Source organism: Erwinia sp., assembly GCF_031978025.1.
Classification (GTDB): domain Bacteria; phylum Pseudomonadota; class Gammaproteobacteria; order Enterobacterales; family Enterobacteriaceae; genus Erwinia.
The window spans coordinates 1-16,532 of the sequence record NZ_DALZCD010000072.1 but is presented as its reverse complement, the minus strand read 5'-3'; the positions used below and the strand labels follow the sequence as shown (position 1 = coordinate 16,532).

14 protein-coding genes are annotated in these 16,532 nt (G+C 54.8%); 6 read left to right on the top strand and 8 right to left on the bottom strand.

What is annotated here, in order from left to right; genetic code table 11:
* The coding region (locus RTK32_RS08025) for an inorganic phosphate transporter (RefSeq protein ID WP_312042938.1) at positions 1–1,143 on the top strand (1,143 nt) is incomplete at its 5' end.
* Positions 1,144–1,196: 53 nt separating this feature from the next.
* Here RTK32_RS08025 and uspB read toward each other — a convergent pair.
* A complete protein-coding gene (gene uspB / locus RTK32_RS08020) occupies positions 1,197–1,532 on the bottom strand; it encodes a universal stress protein UspB (protein WP_312042937.1) in 336 nt (111 codons plus the stop codon).
* A 370-nt stretch (positions 1,533–1,902) separates the two neighbouring features.
* Here uspB and uspA point away from each other — a divergent pair, with 370 nt between their 5' ends.
* The gene (gene uspA, locus RTK32_RS08015) at positions 1,903–2,340 is read left to right on the top strand and encodes a universal stress protein UspA (protein WP_312042936.1); all 438 of its coding nucleotides are present in this window, start codon (positions 1,903–1,905) and stop codon (positions 2,338–2,340) included.
* A 59-nt stretch (positions 2,341–2,399) separates the two neighbouring features.
* Here uspA and rsmJ read toward each other — a convergent pair whose 3' ends face one another.
* Entirely contained in the window at positions 2,400–3,158 is a 759-nt protein-coding gene (gene rsmJ, locus RTK32_RS08010; RefSeq protein WP_312042935.1) for a 16S rRNA (guanine(1516)-N(2))-methyltransferase RsmJ, read from the bottom strand.
* The gene (gene prlC / locus RTK32_RS08005) at positions 3,155–5,203 is read right to left on the bottom strand and encodes an oligopeptidase A (protein WP_312042934.1); all 2,049 of its coding nucleotides are present in this window, start codon (positions 5,201–5,203) and stop codon (positions 3,155–3,157) included. The genes rsmJ and prlC overlap by 4 nt, the downstream gene beginning before the upstream one ends.
* A gap of 181 nt (positions 5,204–5,384) precedes the next feature.
* Between prlC and RTK32_RS08000 the strand changes: the two genes are divergently transcribed.
* A complete protein-coding gene (locus RTK32_RS08000; RefSeq protein ID WP_312042933.1) occupies positions 5,385–6,209 on the top strand; it encodes a CPBP family intramembrane glutamic endopeptidase in 825 nt (274 codons plus the stop codon).
* Positions 6,210–6,300: 91 nt separating this feature from the next.
* Positions 6,301–7,143 (top strand): 23S rRNA (adenine(2030)-N(6))-methyltransferase RlmJ, encoded by an 843-nt coding sequence (locus RTK32_RS07995; protein ID WP_312042932.1) that lies wholly within the window; start codon positions 6,301–6,303, stop codon positions 7,141–7,143.
* Positions 7,144–7,181: 38 nt separating this feature from the next.
* Here RTK32_RS07995 and rnz read toward each other — a convergent pair whose 3' ends face one another.
* Positions 7,182–8,096, bottom strand: coding sequence for a ribonuclease Z (gene rnz, locus RTK32_RS07990; RefSeq protein ID WP_312042931.1), 915 nt, complete (start codon positions 8,094–8,096; stop codon positions 7,182–7,184).
* A gap of 178 nt (positions 8,097–8,274) precedes the next feature.
* On the opposite strand from rnz, the gene gorA reads away from it, so the two are divergent.
* Positions 8,275–9,627: a glutathione-disulfide reductase gene (gorA, locus tag RTK32_RS07985; RefSeq protein ID WP_312042930.1), complete on the top strand. Its 1,353-nt coding sequence runs from the start codon at positions 8,275–8,277 to the stop codon at positions 9,625–9,627.
* Positions 9,628–9,669: 42 nt separating this feature from the next.
* Here gorA and RTK32_RS07980 read toward each other — a convergent pair whose 3' ends face one another.
* Positions 9,670–11,835, bottom strand: a complete 2,166-nt coding sequence (locus RTK32_RS07980; RefSeq protein ID WP_312042929.1) for a hypothetical protein — start codon at positions 11,833–11,835, stop codon at positions 9,670–9,672.
* A 1,383-nt stretch (positions 11,836–13,218) separates the two neighbouring features.
* Here RTK32_RS07980 and RTK32_RS07970 point away from each other — a divergent pair.
* Positions 13,219–14,040, top strand: coding sequence for an alpha/beta hydrolase (locus RTK32_RS07970; RefSeq protein ID WP_312042928.1), 822 nt, complete (start codon positions 13,219–13,221; stop codon positions 14,038–14,040).
* 41 nt (positions 14,041–14,081) lie between these two features.
* Here the strand turns inward: RTK32_RS07970 and birA are convergent, their stop codons facing one another.
* The 3 genes from birA to RTK32_RS07955 all read right to left on the bottom strand — a co-directional run.
* Positions 14,082–15,044: a bifunctional biotin--[acetyl-CoA-carboxylase] ligase/biotin operon repressor BirA gene (gene birA, locus RTK32_RS07965; protein ID WP_312042927.1), complete on the bottom strand. Its 963-nt coding sequence runs from the start codon at positions 15,042–15,044 to the stop codon at positions 14,082–14,084.
* The gene (gene murB, locus RTK32_RS07960) at positions 15,041–16,078 is read right to left on the bottom strand and encodes a UDP-N-acetylmuramate dehydrogenase (protein ID WP_312042926.1); all 1,038 of its coding nucleotides are present in this window, start codon (positions 16,076–16,078) and stop codon (positions 15,041–15,043) included. The genes birA and murB overlap by 4 nt, the downstream gene beginning before the upstream one ends.
* Before the next feature lie 168 nt (positions 16,079–16,246).
* The coding region (locus RTK32_RS07955) for a hypothetical protein (RefSeq protein WP_312042925.1) at positions 16,247–16,532 on the bottom strand (286 nt) is incomplete at its 5' end.

The following is a 16,532-nucleotide window of genomic DNA, read 5'->3' as shown; positions in this document are numbered from 1 at the left end:
TCCCATACCCTCATCGGGGCCATTATCGGCATTGGCCTGACCAACGCACTGCTGACCGGCACGTCGGTCGTGGATGCGCTGAATATCCCGAAAATGATCGGCATTTTCCTGTCGCTGGTTATCTCTCCGATTGTCGGCCTGGTGCTGGCTGGCGGCATGGTGTTTATTCTGCGCCGCTGCTGGAGCGGCAATAAAAAGCGCCGCCGTATTCATATGACGCCTGCGGAACGCGAAAAGATCGACGGCAAGAAAAAGCCGCCGTTCTGGACGCGTATCGCGCTGATCGTATCGGCTATTGGCGTGAGCTACTCTCACGGCGCTAACGACGGTCAGAAAGGCATTGGCCTGATTATGCTGGTGCTGATTGGCGTAGCGCCTGCGGGCTTTATCGTCAATTTGAACGCTTCCGGCTATGACATTACGCGTACGCGCGATGCGGTCAATCATCTGGAGCAGTATTACCAGCAGCATGGCGATTCGCTGGCGCAGATGGTGCAGCTGCTGCCACCGGCTCTGCCGGCGCCAGAAGAGCATCCGGGCAGCCCGAAAGAGTTTCACTGCGATGCTTCGCGTGTGATGCCTGCTATCGAGCGTACCCAGAGCCTGCTGAATAATCTGCAAAGCTACGACGCGTTAAACGTCGAGCAGCGCAGCCAGCTGCGTCGCCTGCTTATGTGCATCTCCGATACGGCTGACAAAACCGCCAGGCTGAAGGACGTTTCTGCTGAAGATCAACGTTTCCTTGGCAAGCTGAAAGGCGACATGCTCAACACCGTTGAATATGCTCCGGTCTGGATCATTATCGCCGTTGCCCTGGCGCTGTCGCTCGGCACCATGGTGGGATGGCGTCGCGTCGCCACCACTATCGGCGAGAAGATTGGCAAGAAAGGCATGACCTACGCTCAGGGTATGTCTGCCCAGATGACGGCGGCCGTCTCTATCGGCGTAGCCAGCTATACCGGGATGCCTGTTTCAACGACCCATGTGCTCTCCTCTTCCGTAGCCGGCACCATGCTGGTAGACGGCGGCGGTGTACAGGGCCGGACGATTAAAAATATCCTGTTAGCTTGGATCTTTACTCTGCCGGTTTCCATCCTGCTTTCGGGCAGCCTGTACTGGCTGGCACTGAAACTGGTACCGTAATCCGGCATTGCAGCACTATCAGGGCGGGGATATTTCCCCGCCTTTTTTATGCCCTAATGCCAGATAAGCAGGCCGATCAGGCTGATAAAAACCAGTCCGCACAGTGCGCTGGTCAGCAGAAACTGTCCGCGAACCCGCTCGCAGCGACGAATAAACTCTTCATCATGGTGGTCGCGATAGCGCTGCATCCAGATATAGCGCACCAGCCGTACCTGTTTGCCGGGCTGGCCGTGAGAGGTAAAAAACCCCGCGCCGTCAACGTACTGATAAAGTAAAGGATCGCAGCCGCGAAGCACCACCAGCAGCGCGCGCAGGGAAGAAAAGTAACGCACCATATTCACCAGACAAACCACGCAAAGAGCCCAAAAAAGTGCAATCGTGCTAATCATGCTCTCCTCCACGACGATACTCTGCAGCCGCCGATCCTGCTTAACAGAGCTTAGCCAACCCCACGACCAACCTGGGTAACGGCAACGTTGCCGTCCAGCGCTTTTATTCTCTTCTTCAGTTTAGGAGATGGAAGGAAATTTTTTCCAGCATGAACGAGCCTCGGGACAAAAAGAGCGGAAAATTCATGTTGATCCCGCTCGCAAAGGTGAGGCGCTGACCGGCATTTGTTCACCCTTTTCGCTATACTGTCTGGATAAAAAACGCGTCGAGACAGACGCTGAGAACCCTGCCACATCGCATTAATTCAATGTGTTATGATGCCAGACTGCCTGCAAGTATGCAGCCGCACCGAATGGAAGGAGTAGCGTTATGTCTTACAAACACATTCTGATTGCCGTGGATCTTTCACCAGAAAGTAAACTGCTGGTGGCGAAAGCGGTATCTATGGCCCGCCCTTACGACGCAAAAGTGTCGCTGATCCATGTTGACGTCAATTACTCCGATCTCTACACCGGCCTGATCGACGTGAACCTTGGCGATATGCAAAAACGGATTTCTGAAGAGACGCACACCGCGCTTTCCGATATTTCGAACAGCGCAGGTTACCCCATTACCGAAACCCTCAGCGGCAGCGGCGATCTGGGTCAGGTGCTGGTGGACGCAATCAAGCGTTACGATGTCGATCTGGTGGTGTGTGGTCATCATCAGGATTTCTGGAGCAAGCTGATGTCCTCAGCCCGCCAGCTAATCAACACCGTGCATATTGATATGTTGATTGTGCCGCTGCGCGACGAGCAGGAAGAGTAGCCTTTGGCATGCAATAAGCCGCTTCTGCAGGATTAAGGGAAGCGGCTTTTAACAGTGAGTTACTCCGCCGTATTCAGCGGTGGATAGATATCAAAACGGTGACTTTTCGTGACCACGGCGGACTGGGTGGCGATACCCGCCAATGGAGGCGCATAGTCAGGCCGTTTAACCACTACGCGTTTTTTCGCCAGCCGTCTCGCCGGCTCCAACAGCCCGTCAGCATCGTCATCCGCACCGACCAGCGTCTGAAACACACGCATCTCTTTCTTGACCAGCGCGCTTTTTTGCCTGTGTGGATACATGGGATCGAGATACACCACATCTGGCTTTTCACTGATTGCCGCCAGCGCATCCAGGCTGGAAGCATGCACCAGCGTCAGGCGCGCCTGTAGCCAGCCGCCGATTTCCGGATTACGGTAGCCGCGTTGAAGGCCATCATCCAGCAGTGCAGCCACAACCGGATGCCTTTCCAGCATCTGCACGCGGCAACCCAGCGAGGCCAGTACAAAAGCGTCACGTCCCAGCCCTGCCGTGGCGTCGGTGACCACCGGCAGATAGTTACCCTTGATGCCGACCGCTTTTGCTACGGCTTCACCCCGACCACCGCCAAAGCGACGGCGGTGCGCCATCGCCCCCTCGACAAAATCCACAAAGATGCCGCCCAGTTTTGGCTCATCGCGCTTACGCAGCTCCAGATGAGCGTCGGTCATCACCAGCGCCATCGGCGCGGCTTCGTCGTGTTCAAGCTGCCAGCGTGCGGCTAAAAGAGATAAGGCGCCGTCTCCGGCGCCCGTTTCATCAATTAAGCAGATCTTCACTCAGTGCTTTCCTGAATACCGTAGTGCGCCAGCATGGCGTCCAGCTGAGGCTCACGGCCACGGAAACGTTTGAACAGCGCCATCGGTTCTTCAGAACCGCCGCGCGTCAAAATGTTGTCCAGGAAAGACTGGCCTGTCTCACGGTTGAAAATCCCCTCTTCCTCGAAGCGAGAATAGGCATCCGCAGCCAGCACATCGGCCCACAGATAGCTGTAGTAGCCCGCTGCATAACCCCCAGCGAAGATATGACTAAAGGCGTGCGGGAAACGGCCCCATGCTGGCGCTGGCACCACGGCCACCAGCTTTTTAATCTCTTTCAGCATCTCCAGGATTTGTGCGCCCTTCGCCGGATCGAACTCGGCGTGCAGACGGAAATCGAACAGGCCGAACTCCAGCTGGCGCAGGATAAATAGCGCGGCCTGATAGTTTTTCGCCGCCAGCATTTTATCCAGTAGCGCCTGAGGCAGCGGCTCGCCGGTCTCATAATGGCCGGAAATAAAGGCCAGCGCCTCCGGCTCCCAGCACCAGTTTTCCATAAACTGGCTTGGCAGTTCGACCGCATCCCACGGCACGCCATTGATACCGGAAACGCCCGGGGTGTCGATACGGGTCAGCATATGATGCAGGCCGTGGCCAAACTCATGGAACAGCGTGGTGACTTCATCATGGGTGAAGAGCGCCGGTTTACCGCTCAGTGGACGATTGAAATTACAGGTCAGGTAAGCAACCGGTTTTTGCAGGCTGCCGTCGGCGCGACGCATCTGGCCTACGCAATCGTCCATCCACGCACCGCCACGTTTGTTTTCACGTGCGTAAAGATCCAGGTAGAAGCTGCCGCGCAGCTCACCGCTTTCGTCGAACAAATCAAAGAAGCGCACGTCCGGGTGATAAACATCTACATCTTTACGCTCTTTAGCGGTGATGCCGTAAATACGCTTAACCACCTCGAACAGGCCATTAACGGCACGCTCTTCCGGGAAGTAAGGCCGCAGCTGCTCGTCGCTGATAGCGTACAGGTGCTGCTTCTGTTTTTCACCGTAGTAGGTCAGATCCCATGGGTTCAGCTCGTCAATACCGTGCTCTTTTTTCGCAAAAGCACGCAGCTGCTCCAGTTCTTTTTCCGCCTGCGGCCGGGCGCGCTTCGCCAGATCGGTCAGGAAGTCGGTTACCTGCGCCGGATTTTCGGCCATTTTGGTGGCGAGGGATTTTTCCGCATAGGAAGAGAAGCCCAGCAGCTGTGCCAGCTCGTGGCGCAGCGCCAGCGTTTCCGCCATCACTTCGCTGTTATCCCATTTTCCGGCATTCGGTCCCTGGTCAGAAGCACGCGTTGCGTAAGCGCGGTACATCTCTTCACGCAGCGCCTGGTTGTCGCAGTAAGTCATTACCGGCAGATAGCTTGGGATATCCAGCGTCAGCAGCCAGCCTTCCTGCTCTTTGGCTTCCGCCTGCGCTTTGGCAGCGGCCAGCGCGCTTTCCGGCATGCCCGCCAGCTCGCTTTCATCGGTAATAAGCTTGCTCCAGCCCATGGTGGCGTCAAGCACGTTGTTGCTGTAAGTAGAGCCCAGCTCGGACAGACGGGCGGCGATTTCACCGTAGCGCTTCTGCTTTTCTTTCGACAGGCCGATGCCGGATAATTCGAAGTCGCGCAGCGCGTTGTCCACCGCTTTTTTCTGCGGCGCGCTCAGTTCATCAAAGCTGTTTTCTTTCAGGTTGCGGTAAGCCTGATACAGGCCTTCGTGCTGCCCCACCCAGGTGCTGTATTCTGACAGCAGCGGCAGCGTCTGCTCATAGGCCTGACGTAGCTCGGGGCTGTTTTGGACCGAGTTCAGGTGGCTGACCGGCGAGAACAGGCGGCTCAGGCGATCGTCGGCTTCTGACAGCGGCTGTACCAGATTATCCCAGGTGTAAGGTGCGCCCTGGGCAACAGCCTTTTCCACCGCCGCACGGCACGCTTCCAGCGCGGTAGTCACGGCCGGTACAACGTGTTCTGGCTTAATAGCGGAAAAAGGCGGAAGCGTAAAAGAAGTCAGCAACGGATTGGTCATAGCGCAGTCCTTGTTATCGATGTATGAGGCGCGTTGCCGCGCACGATTAAGCTAACATGAGGTTAAGTGTAGCGAAAATCAATGGGGCAAAGACGAGCTTAAAAAAGGCAATTGCCTGTAAAACGCAGCGGGAGCATACTTTTTCCGCACTTTATTTCGCCGATTCACAGGGAGCGTCTTTATGTGGTATTGCCTTGCCGCATCGTTGTTCTTTTTACCTTTTTACCGGCGCGTTTCGCTGGGCTTGTTAGTTATCTCGCTGGGTCTCGGTATTAGCAACCAGACATTACAGTTCCCCGCCATCGGGGCATTAGTCGCGATGGGCGCCGCTGCCTGCTTTTGCTATAAGCAGCGGACGCGAAACGTAGCGGGCACGGTCGCAGAAGCCTTACTTTTCCTGAGCGCGATCGCGCTGATGCTGCACCTTGTACCGGGCTTTAACAATCTGCCCATCGTTTCCGGAGTACAGGTTGGGCCAGAGAGTGCGCCTTTTACCTTCTATTACAACTTTGATAAGGCCCTAATCCCCTTTGTGCTGCTGGGCTGTCTGCCTACCCTGCTGAAACGCCCGTCTGCGCCGCCGGCTAACCGACTATGGTGGCTGGTTTTATTGCTTTCCATGCCGACGCTACTCCTGATCGCCACGCTGGCCGGTGGACTAAGGGTGGAACCGCATTATCCGGCCTGGCTCGGCTCGTTTGTGCTGGCTAACCTGTTTTTTGTGTCGCTGGCTGAAGAGACCCTGTTTCGCGGCTATGTACAACAGCGCCTGAGCCTGCGGGTCGGTAACGTCCGGGCGCTGCTGATGACGGCAGTGCTGTTCGGGCTGGCCCATGCCCCAGGCGGTGCGATGCTGGTTTTTTTTGCCACGCTGGTCGGGGTGATTTACGGCCTGGCCTGGCTGTGGAGTGGACGCGTCTGGGTTTCTACGCTGGTGCATTTTGCTTTCAATCTGCTACAACTGCTGTTTTTTACCTATCCCTTCTGGCTGCATCAGCCAGGGTAGCGCATTTTTTCCGCCAGACGGTTATACTGGGCAGGAATCGTGCCGCCCGTGCGGCACACTTGCTTTTTTCCCACCGGACAAATCCCACGACATGCTGAGTTATCGCCACAGTTTTCATGCCGGCAACCACGCCGACGTACTCAAACATACCGTTCAGAGCCTGATCATTAACGCGCTTAACGAGAAGGATAAACCCTACCTTTATCTCGATACCCACGCGGGCGCCGGACGCTATCAGCTGGGCAGCGAGCATGCCGAACGTACCGGAGAATATCTGGAAGGGATCGCCCGTATCTGGCAACAGGACGACGTGCCGGAAGAGCTGGAAAGCTATCTTTCCTGCGTTAAGGCGTTGAATCCTAACGGCAGGCTGCGTTTTTACCCTGGCTCTCCGTTGATTGCACGCCACCTGCTGCGCGCCGAAGACAAGTTGAACCTGACCGAGCTGCATCCCAGCGACTATCCGCTGCTGCGCAACGAGTTCCAGAAAGACGAGCGTGCACGCACGGAAAAAGCGGACGGTTATCAGCAGCTGAAATCTAAACTTCCCCCGCTGTCACGTCGCGGCCTGGTGCTGATCGATCCGCCTTACGAAATCAAAACGGATTATCAGGCGGTGGTAAAAAGCATTCAGGAAGGCCACAAACGTTTCGGTACCGGCGTCTTTGCCCTGTGGTATCCGGTGGTCCTGCGCCAGCAGATCAAACGTATGTTTGCCGAGCTGGAAGCGACCGGCATCCGACGTATTCTGCAAATTGAACTGGCGGTGCTGCCGGACAGCGATCGACGCGGGATGACCGCATCAGGCATGATCGTGATTAATCCCCCCTGGAAGCTGGAACAGCAGATGAAAAACGTGCTGCCGTGGCTGCACAAGCAGCTAGTGCCATCAGGCACCGGCCACACCAAAGTCAGCTGGATCGTGCCGGAATAACCGCGCCTGGCCTGGCCGGGCGCTGCCCGGCCGGCTTGCTACAGCGGAAACAAGGCAAAATCGTGTGCCATTTCAGTCGCCGGAAAAATCTCCCGGCACTCTGCCAGTAGCCGTTCCGTGTCCTCACGCAAATAGCGCGAACTCAGATGAGTAACGATCAGCTTTTTCGCCCGCGCTTCCTTTGCCACCGTGGCGGCCTGCACCGTTGACGAATGACCGCGGCTATTGGCTTTTTCTTCCATGGCGACTTCCAGTGTTGCCTCATGCACCACGACATCCGCGTTAGCCGCCAGCGTGCTTGCCTCTGCCGTCGGCGCCGTGTCGCCGAAAATAGCCAGCGTGCGCCCTTTTATAGCCGGGCCAAGGTAGCGGCTGCCGTCCACTACGCGCCCATCTTCCAGGGTCACCGTTTTGCCCTGCTTAAGCTGCTGAAACAGCCGCCCGGGCTTGATGCCGTCCGCCAGCAGCCGTTCCGCGTCCAGCGTGCCCGGCCGGTCATGTTCTTCAATACGAAAGCCATAACACTCCATCGGATGCGTCAGTGGATAAGCCGTAACGCGGAAATGCTCATCGCTGAAAAGCTCTCCGGCCCCGATTTCCACAATTTCCAGCGGGAAAGTCAGCCAGGAGCCGCTCAGGCTAAGAGACATCTCTACAAAAGCTTTGATCCCTGGCGGCCCATAGAGCGTAATTGCCTCGCTGATGCCGTTCATTGAGCGGCTGGTCAGCAAGCCCGGCAGGCCAAAAATATGATCGCCGTGCAGATGGGTGATAAATATCTTTTCCAGCTTGCCGGGTTTGACCGTGCTGCGCAGGATCTGATGCTGAGTCCCTTCTCCGCAGTCAAACAGCCAGCTGCCGCTGCGCACGCCCTGCAGATTTAAAGCGATGCTGGTGACGTTGCGCTGGCGGCTGGGCGTCCCCGCGCCGGTACCTAAAAAAAGCAGTTCCATTCCGTCTCTCTTTGCCTGTTTCTGAATAAAAAAATAGCGTGTTACGTCACGCTTTCTGGCGGTTATCAGCCCTTGCGACGCGCCCGCCCTATCACAATCATAGACGCAAACTTTGCGGCATTTGGCCGTCAGGCGTTACACTAGTGCCAATTAATTCGACCCTTATGGAACTCTTTCGATGACCAGACATTATGACTACCTTGCTATCGGCGGCGGCAGCGGCGGCATCGCTTCCATTAATCGTGCAGCCATGTACGGACAAAAGTGCGCGCTGATCGAGGCGAAAGACCTCGGCGGGACCTGCGTAAACGTCGGCTGCGTGCCGAAAAAGGTGATGTGGCATGCGGCGCAGATCGCCGAAGCTATTCATCAGTATGGCCCTGATTACGGCTTTAATACCACCGTCAACAGCTTTGACTGGGCGACGCTGGTTAAAAACCGTAGTGCCTATATTGATCGTATTCACACCTCATACGATAACGTGCTGGGCAAAAATAACGTAGACGTTATCAAGGGGTTCGCGCGTTTTGTTGATGCCCATACGGTGGAAGTAAACGGCGAGAAGATCACGGCGGATCATATTCTGATTGCGACCGGCGGCCGTCCAAGCCATCCGTCCATTCCGGGTGCAGAGTACGGTATCGATTCTGACGGCTTCTTTGACCTGGACGCGCTGCCAAAACGCACCGCCGTGGTCGGGGCTGGCTATATTGCCGTTGAGATCGCAGGCGTGTTAAACGCGCTGGGGTCTGAAACTCACCTGTTCGTGCGTAAACACGCGCCGCTGCGCAGCTTCGATCCGCTGATCGTAGACACGCTGGTAGAAGTCATGAACGCGGAAGGTCCGACGCTGCATACCGAATCCATTCCGAAAGCGATCGTTAAAAATGCCGACGGCAGCCTGACCCTGCAGCTGGAAAATGGTCAGGAGCAGACCGTAGACTGCCTGGTGTGGGCCATTGGCCGTGAACCGGCTACCGACAGCCTGAACCTGAACGTGACCGGCGTGGCCCTGAACGAGAAAGGCTATATCAACGTTGATAAGTACCAGAACACTAACGTGCAGGGTATTTATGCCGTTGGCGACAACACCGGTGCCGTAGAGCTGACGCCGGTAGCCGTGGCCGCTGGCCGTCGCCTTTCTGAACGTCTGTTTAACAACAAGCCGGATGAGCATCTGGATTACAGCAACGTGCCGACCGTGGTCTTCAGCCATCCTCCTATCGGCACCGTAGGCCTGAGCGAGCCACAGGCGCGCGAGCAGTATGGCGATGACGAAGTGAAGGTGTATAAATCCGCCTTTACCGCTATGTATACCGCCGTGACGCAGCATCGCCAGCCATGCCGCATGAAGCTGGTTTGCGTGGGCAAAGATGAGAAGATTGTCGGCATCCACGGTATCGGCTACGGCATGGATGAAATGCTGCAGGGCTTTGCGGTGGCGCTGAAAATGGGCGCGACCAAAAAAGACTTCGACAATACGGTGGCTATCCATCCGACCGGTGCGGAAGAGTTTGTTACCATGCGCTAAGGTTGCAGGGTGTAAAAAAAGGCCAGCATGCGCTGGCCTTTTTTATTGCCCGTTTTCCGGCGACAGTGCCTTTAACGAGCAGCCATTCACAAAGCGTGGCAGCGTATCTGCCGGGAAATAGCGCAGCTGGCCGTTTTCCGTGTTTAATAACGCCTGAAAAGACATGGCCGGGAAGCCGTTAAAAACCATCGTGAGTGCCATCACCGGCCCGCTATCAAGCTGACGCTCTGAAACGATTGGCTGGCTCATGCGCCAGCGGCTTGCCAGCTCTGACTTGACCACGTTGAATTGCCAGGCGGGGTTTTGCGCCTCCAGCGTGGGATTATAGCGGCCGTAGCGGATGCGATACGCGCGCTGTCTTAGCGAACTGGCTTCAGGAGACTGAAGCTGCTTATCCAGGCCAATTTCACAGCGCAGCTGGTAGCTGTGGGCAAAATGACTTTTTCCGTCAGCGGCGGTAATCAGTGAAGTGATAATGAAATCGATCGCCAGCGTATCGGTTATCACGGTTGTCGGCTGGGTATTCTGACTTTGCCAGCGATCCGGCGCGACACGAGTCAGGATCATCAAAGGTGCATCCTGCGTGGTCAGACGAGCAATAATCGGCGGCAGGCTGATATAGCCGTTAGGGACGGGAACGGGCACGCTCAGCGTTTGCGGCACAGGATCCGGCGTCGCACCGTCTGGCGGTAGCCGCCAGAGCTTAACCAGCGGCGGATGGGTGGCCGGCTCGCCATTCTCCACCCGCCGCAGATCGGCTGCCGACCAGGCGAGCGCCAGCAGTGCCGTGCCCTGTGTCCTGCCCAGTCGAACCGGCGACAATGGCTCATCCGTCTCCGCGGCATTTAAAAAAAAGCGTTGAAGATCGCCCGTGTGGTTATTGCCCAGCCGTTGCCGTGCAACCGCCACGCGAGTTGCGTAATTTTTCCCGCTGTCATCGCGAATAAACTGTTTACCGTCCGCTGAAACCCCGACGCCACGAGCAAAAGCCAACGCATGGGTGATATGGCCCTCCCCGTCCCTTTCAAACACCATGTCGTGAGACAGAAAGCGATACTGATTATGAACAGAGGTTGACGGGCCGTTCAACGCATAATCGGTCATGGGCTGTTTACCCTCGCCTGATGTAAACGCGTTTTGTTCAATTTTCACCGTGGTTTTATGGCTGCTGAGCACGCCGCGATGGGTCAGGGAAACCAGCACTGGCTGATTATCGATAACGGCGAATTTATTGACGGAGGCGTCCGCATCCAGCGAGCAGGTGTCCTGAGCGCACTCGGGAAAGCTCAGAAGATAACTCGCCTTCTCCGGCGTTTGCTGGTGAACAATAGCAAAGGGGATTAGGTGAACACTGGTGTCGCTATAGGAGTTACGGGCCAGGGAAACCAGCGGCGGTAACGCACCGCTTTTCCCGGAGAAGTTGTCCGTTAATATGGGCGGCGTGGCCACCAGCCTGTCCGGAAAAGGCAGCGCCCTGACCTTATTACTTTCTGGCTGCGTTGCCAGCACGCGCATTTTTACGGTATTACGTCGAAAATAAAAAGTGCGTACGCCAAAATCCTGGCCCGGATCGCTGAGGGTTCCCTGAGGGACGGCGCGCCCGACCGTATAGTTGTCAGCCCTTGCAGGCTGCGGATCGTATTCAAACCAGGTCGAGCTTCTTCTGCTGTGAAACGAGCCTGCTCCCCCCAGCGTTACCCCCAGCAGCACCTCCTTCGCTTCGTGTTCACAGGCTGCATACGCCGACAGCGGATCCTGAGAATTTCCCTGACGATTGATCTGGCGGCATAAACGGTAGGCGGATTGCTGTAGCTGGCTGTCGCAGTCTGCCTGGGTATAGCCGTATGTCGCATAACCGTGCCGATAACAGAGGTCGTGCATCACGCAGGCCTGACGAAAACGGAGCGAAATAGCCGATCCGTCTTCAGCAGGCCTGAAGGCTATTTTCTCCATTAGCTTTGGGATGGAGCAATTCAGCCCCGTGCCCTGACCGCCCATAATCGCTTCCGTGGCTAACGAAGCGCGATAGGTGGTAAAGGTAGAAGGGGCTTCCGTCTCTTCCGGCTGCGCCAGGTCGGGAAAAACTTTTTCAGCAGCCATGCCGCTAAACAGACGGCAGGCGATTAGCGTCACGGTAAGTAAAATCAGACAGCCTATCAGCAGGCTGAGCCAGCGATGAGAATGAATAAATACTTTTAGTCTGGCCATAGCGGACGCCCCCTGGTGATCCTTTCGCAGTATGGGTAGTAAGGCGAGTCAGGCCTTTTGCTGAGGAGAGTAAAGGGAGTATAGGCATGCTTATATTTACCCAGGAAATGACGCATACGGAAAAAGGCAATTTCAAAATAAAAAATGAATGCAGTGGCCGCGTACGCGATTAATCACCAGTATTATCGCGAAATAAAATCCAGCCAGGGCGGGTTTTAGCTGCGCTTAAACTGAAAGCGTGGCACACGCATAAAAAGCGCGCCCGGGCTGGTTGTAGGGTGATGTCCCTTCGTTTTCACGATAAATATGCTTATCAAATAGGTTATTGATCCCTGCTTTCAGCTGTACATCTTTTATAATGGTGTGGTTCACCCCGATGCCCACCAGGCAATAAGCGCTAACCTCTTTTGTAGAAAGCGATCCCTGTTCGGTACGAGCTTCCGCATATTGCCGGTTTTTTTTCCGTAAAATGTCGAGTTCAGGTTGGTAGAAAGTTTACTGATGCCCCTATAATCCAATAGAGTATTAATAATGTATTCAGTGATAGCGGATTGCCGGTGTCTTTATTTTCCGAAATTATCAAATAAGTTGCATTAGTACGCCATTCCAGAATTTCTTCAATTGCGGAATAGTCAGGTCACCTGCCAGTCCTTCCAGCAGCGCCTTGTCGCCATTTTCCCAACGTAAAATATGGTTGCCGCCAGGGGCATAGCCAATAATGTCAGTACCGGAGACGATTTTATTTTGTAATCGTTACGGAAATAGATAATGCCTGCTGCGTAGCCCGCCTGAGTAAACTCCAGGCCCATTTCTTTATTATTACTGATTTCGGATCAAGCTCGGTATTGCCGGTCAGGTTTACGCCAGTATTTTGCGGATGATATCCGACAGATCGTTAACAGGCCGCGCTTTGGCTCTATTTTCAGCAGGGGTGATTGAAACATCCGGCTGCTGTTCGGCAGAGCGGATAACCCCCCTTCTGCCTCGTTATCTTTCGCCTCTTCCTCATCGGCCGTCCAGACTAGCCCGCTGGCAACATAAGCAGAAACTATAAACAATCGTTTGATTTTAAATGTTTTTATTTTAAAGACCGATCATATTCCTGATTGTTTACTCTGTGATATTGAATACGCATGAGAGCAATAATTATTCTTTTACAGAATAAAAGATGAACATCAAAAATTTACCCATTATTGCAAAGCGGTGGCAGGGATTGAGCAGTGCATGGCTATCGTGAACGGGCAGCAGGCTCCTTCCGGCTAAGGAACGTGGTAGTCCAATCTTGTTCTTGCCGGTCATTCCGTCGCCCTGTTATTTACCTTTCTGGCATAAGTCCCGCTATGGTTAAACAGGTCAACCCAACCGTTAACTGAGGAAACATGCATGAGCACGTTCAGGACGCAGGATGGTACGCAGATTTATTATAAAGACTGGGGCAAGGGTAAACCGGTGCTGTTCAGCCACGGCTGGCCGCTGGATGCCGATATGTGGGACAGCCAAATGAATTTTCTGGCCGAACGCGGTTACCGCGTTATAGCCTTCGACCGGCGAGGTTTCGGCCGATCCGATCAACCCTGGGAAGGGTATGATTATGATACTTTTGCTTCCGATATTCATGACCTGATTCAACATCTCGATTTGCGCGACATTACGCTGGTCGGCTTCTCTATGGGCGGCGGTGACGTCACTCGCTATATTGGCCGCTATGGTACCGAACGCGTGAGCGGCCTGGCGCTGCTGGGGGCCGTTACGCCGATTTTTATCAAAACCAATGACCATCCGGAAGGCGTGGAAAAATCTGTTTTTGACGATATCAAAGCGGGATTGCGTAAAGATCGTGCGCAGTTTATTAGCGATTTCGCTACGCCTTTTTATGGTCTCAACAAGGGGATGACGGTATCGGAAGGGGTAAGAACGCAAACGCTGAATATTGCCCTGTTGGCTTCACTAAAAGGCACTATCGACTGCGTTACCGCTTTTTCAGAAACCGATTTCCGTCCGGACGTGAAGAGGATTGACGTGCCGACATTGGTTATTCACGGCAGCAGCGATCAGGTTGTCCCTTTTGAAGCGACCGGCAAGCTGTCCGCCGAGACTATTAAGGGCGCACAGCTGAAGATTTACGAGGGAGCACCGCACGGCTTCCCCGCCACGCATCAGCAACAGCTCAACGAGGACCTGCTGACTTTTCTGCAGGCCCGTTAGCGTTTCAGGAGATGAAGGTAAGGGGCTACGGCCCCTTTATATTAATCCTGTGGGCGCAGAGAGATTTCGCCACCTACCCAGGACTTACGTACGCCATCCTGCTCCAGAATCAGACCGCCCTGCTGATCGATGCCTCTGGCGATGCCCGGTATTTCACGGTCGCCTATCAGCAGTTTTACCGGTCGGTCCAGGAAGTTATCCAGTTTGCCCCAGCGTTCAATAAAAGGTGCCAGGCCTTCGCGTTCAAAGAGCATCAGTGATTCGCGCATTTTATTGACCAGGCTGGCAGCCAGTTTGTTTCTGTCGATCGCAACGCCTGCTTCCTGCAAATTGATCCACGCCTGGTTAACGACATTGGCGTCCGGCGAGCGCATCGCCAGATTAATCCCTGTCCCTATGACTATATTGGCTGCATCGCCTGCTTTCCCCGTCAGTTCGACGAGAATACCGGCCAGTTTGCGATCGTGCAGATAGAGGTCGTTCGGCCATTTAACCCTGACATCACTTGCACCAAGCGCCTGCAGAACTTCTGCTGTGACGATGCCGATAACCAGGCTCAGCCCCATGGCTGCAAGCGGCCCCTGCTCCAGACGCCAGTACATAGAGAGATAGAGATTGGAGCCAAAAGGCGAGAACCATTGACGACCGCGACGACCGCGACCGGCCTGCTGATATTCTGCCACGCAGGCATCGCCGGACTGCAACGTAGCCATTCTGTCGAGCAGATACTGGTTGGTGGAATCGATCACAGGGATCACCGCCAGCCCACCCTGATCTAATTGCGAAAGGATCGTTTTTTCATTCAGCAGCTGGATCGGGCCCGACAGGCTATAGCCCTTACCGGTGACGGTAAATACATCGATGCCCCATTCTTTCAGCGTCTGAATATGCTTATTGATAGCGGCACGGCTCATGCCCAGCTGTTCGCCCAGCTGCTCGCCGGAATGAAATTCGCCATCGGCCAGCAAGGCAACAAGTTTTAACGGCACGGTTTGGTCTTTCATGCAATCACTCCGACAGCATCCTGCTCGCCTTCGGCGCCGATAAAACGTACCTCAGGTTCAAGCCATACGTTGAATTTCTGTCCGACACGCTGACGAACCTCGTGTGCCAGCGCCACGATATCGTCACTGGTCGCCCGATTTTTATTGATTAAGACCAGCGCCTGATTCTGATGAACCGCGGCACCGCCTACGTTATAACCTTTAAGATCGCAGCGGTCGATTAGCCAACCCGCAGCCAGCTTCACGCTGCCGTCAGCCTGCGGATAGCGCGGCATATCCGGCCATGCTGCCGCAATGACAGCCGCCTGCTCAGCCGCCACTACCGGATTTTTAAAAAAACTGCCCGCGTTGCCTGTTTCAGCCGGATTGGGGAGTTTGCTGCTGCGCATCGCACATACTGCGTCAAAAACCTGCACTGGCGTAACCGTTGCCGGAGAAAGCTGGCTTAAATCACCATAGGTGATAACCGGCGACCACTGCTTTTTCAGGATCAATCCAACGGCGACGATAGCGTAACCGGACTGGTATTGATGCTTGAAGATACTGTCACGGTAGCCAAACTGGCAGGTCTGCGCGGAAAGGCGGCTGATGTTGCCCTCAGGCAGGTGTACAATATCGACATACTCACAGACATCTTTTAATTCTACGCCATAAGCGCCGATGTTCTGAATGGGCGCAGATCCCGTACAGCCTGGTATCATTGCCATATTTTCCAGGCCCGGCAGCGCATGTTCCAGCGTGTACTTAACCAGCTGATGCCAGTTTTCTCCGGCTCCCACGTGCAGATGCCAGGACCTCTCACTCTCTGTTACCGTTATGCCTTTGATACGATTGACGATAGCGGTTCCGTTAAAATCTTTTAAAAACAGTATATTACTGCCTTCACCTATTAACACTACCGGCTGCTTCTGGCGCTGGCTTTCCTGCCATGCAGCGCTTAATGCTGCTGCCGTAGTAGCCACAACAATATTTTGTGCAGAGACATCAAGATTAAACGTATTGAAAGGTTGTAAAGAGTGCTGCTGGCTGGACATGAGAAGGCCTTAACGAATTTACCTGCCGGTAGTTTACCCGATCTTGAGTTCGGAAGCGTGGAAGGATTTCCTGTGGAAGGGGGCTTGCGGCAGTTTTGCGCAGGCTGTCAGAAAGAAGAGAGAAGACATGGTGAAAAAAAGTTTTTTTGGCTCTACTTTCGCATATTTTTACAGCAAAAAGAAGCGTTGAGCATGGTTAAACTGGCTCGAATGCTGAATATCAGAGGAGATCGATTCGGGTGGAAGCAAACAGCGCGCTGAACGGTACCTCCCTGATGCAAAAAGAGGCGGCAGAGGGGAGAACGGGCGGTGGCGGAAGCGCGGGAAAAGCGGCGCACCGTCCGGGCCTTCAGCGCTCAGGAAGGCCGGCCGCGTGCCGGTCCCGCCGCCGCGCGGCAGAACGCAAAAAGCCCCGACCGTGAGGTCGGGGCTGTCGCGATTTGATGCCTGGCAG

Excerpts from the sequence above, each read along its gene's own strand:
- uspB (WP_312042937.1), bottom strand. The coding sequence starts at position 1,532 with ATGATTAGCACGATTGCACTTTTTTGGGCTCTTTGCGTGGTTTGTCTG.
- uspA (WP_312042936.1), top strand. The coding sequence starts at position 1,903 with ATGTCTTACAAACACATTCTGATTGCCGTGGATCTTTCACCAGAAAGT.
- prlC (WP_312042934.1), bottom strand. The coding sequence starts at position 5,203 with ATGACCAATCCGTTGCTGACTTCTTTTACGCTTCCGCCTTTTTCCGCT.
- RTK32_RS08000 (WP_312042933.1), top strand. The coding sequence starts at position 5,385 with ATGTGGTATTGCCTTGCCGCATCGTTGTTCTTTTTACCTTTTTACCGG.
- RTK32_RS07995 (WP_312042932.1), top strand. The coding sequence starts at position 6,301 with ATGCTGAGTTATCGCCACAGTTTTCATGCCGGCAACCACGCCGACGTA.
- rnz (WP_312042931.1), bottom strand. The coding sequence starts at position 8,096 with ATGGAACTGCTTTTTTTAGGTACCGGCGCGGGGACGCCCAGCCGCCAG.
- gorA (WP_312042930.1), top strand. The coding sequence starts at position 8,275 with ATGACCAGACATTATGACTACCTTGCTATCGGCGGCGGCAGCGGCGGC.
- RTK32_RS07980 (WP_312042929.1), bottom strand. The coding sequence starts at position 11,835 with ATGGCCAGACTAAAAGTATTTATTCATTCTCATCGCTGGCTCAGCCTG.
- RTK32_RS07970 (WP_312042928.1), top strand. The coding sequence starts at position 13,219 with ATGAGCACGTTCAGGACGCAGGATGGTACGCAGATTTATTATAAAGAC.
- birA (WP_312042927.1), bottom strand. The coding sequence starts at position 15,044 with ATGAAAGACCAAACCGTGCCGTTAAAACTTGTTGCCTTGCTGGCCGAT.
- murB (WP_312042926.1), bottom strand. The coding sequence starts at position 16,078 with ATGTCCAGCCAGCAGCACTCTTTACAACCTTTCAATACGTTTAATCTT.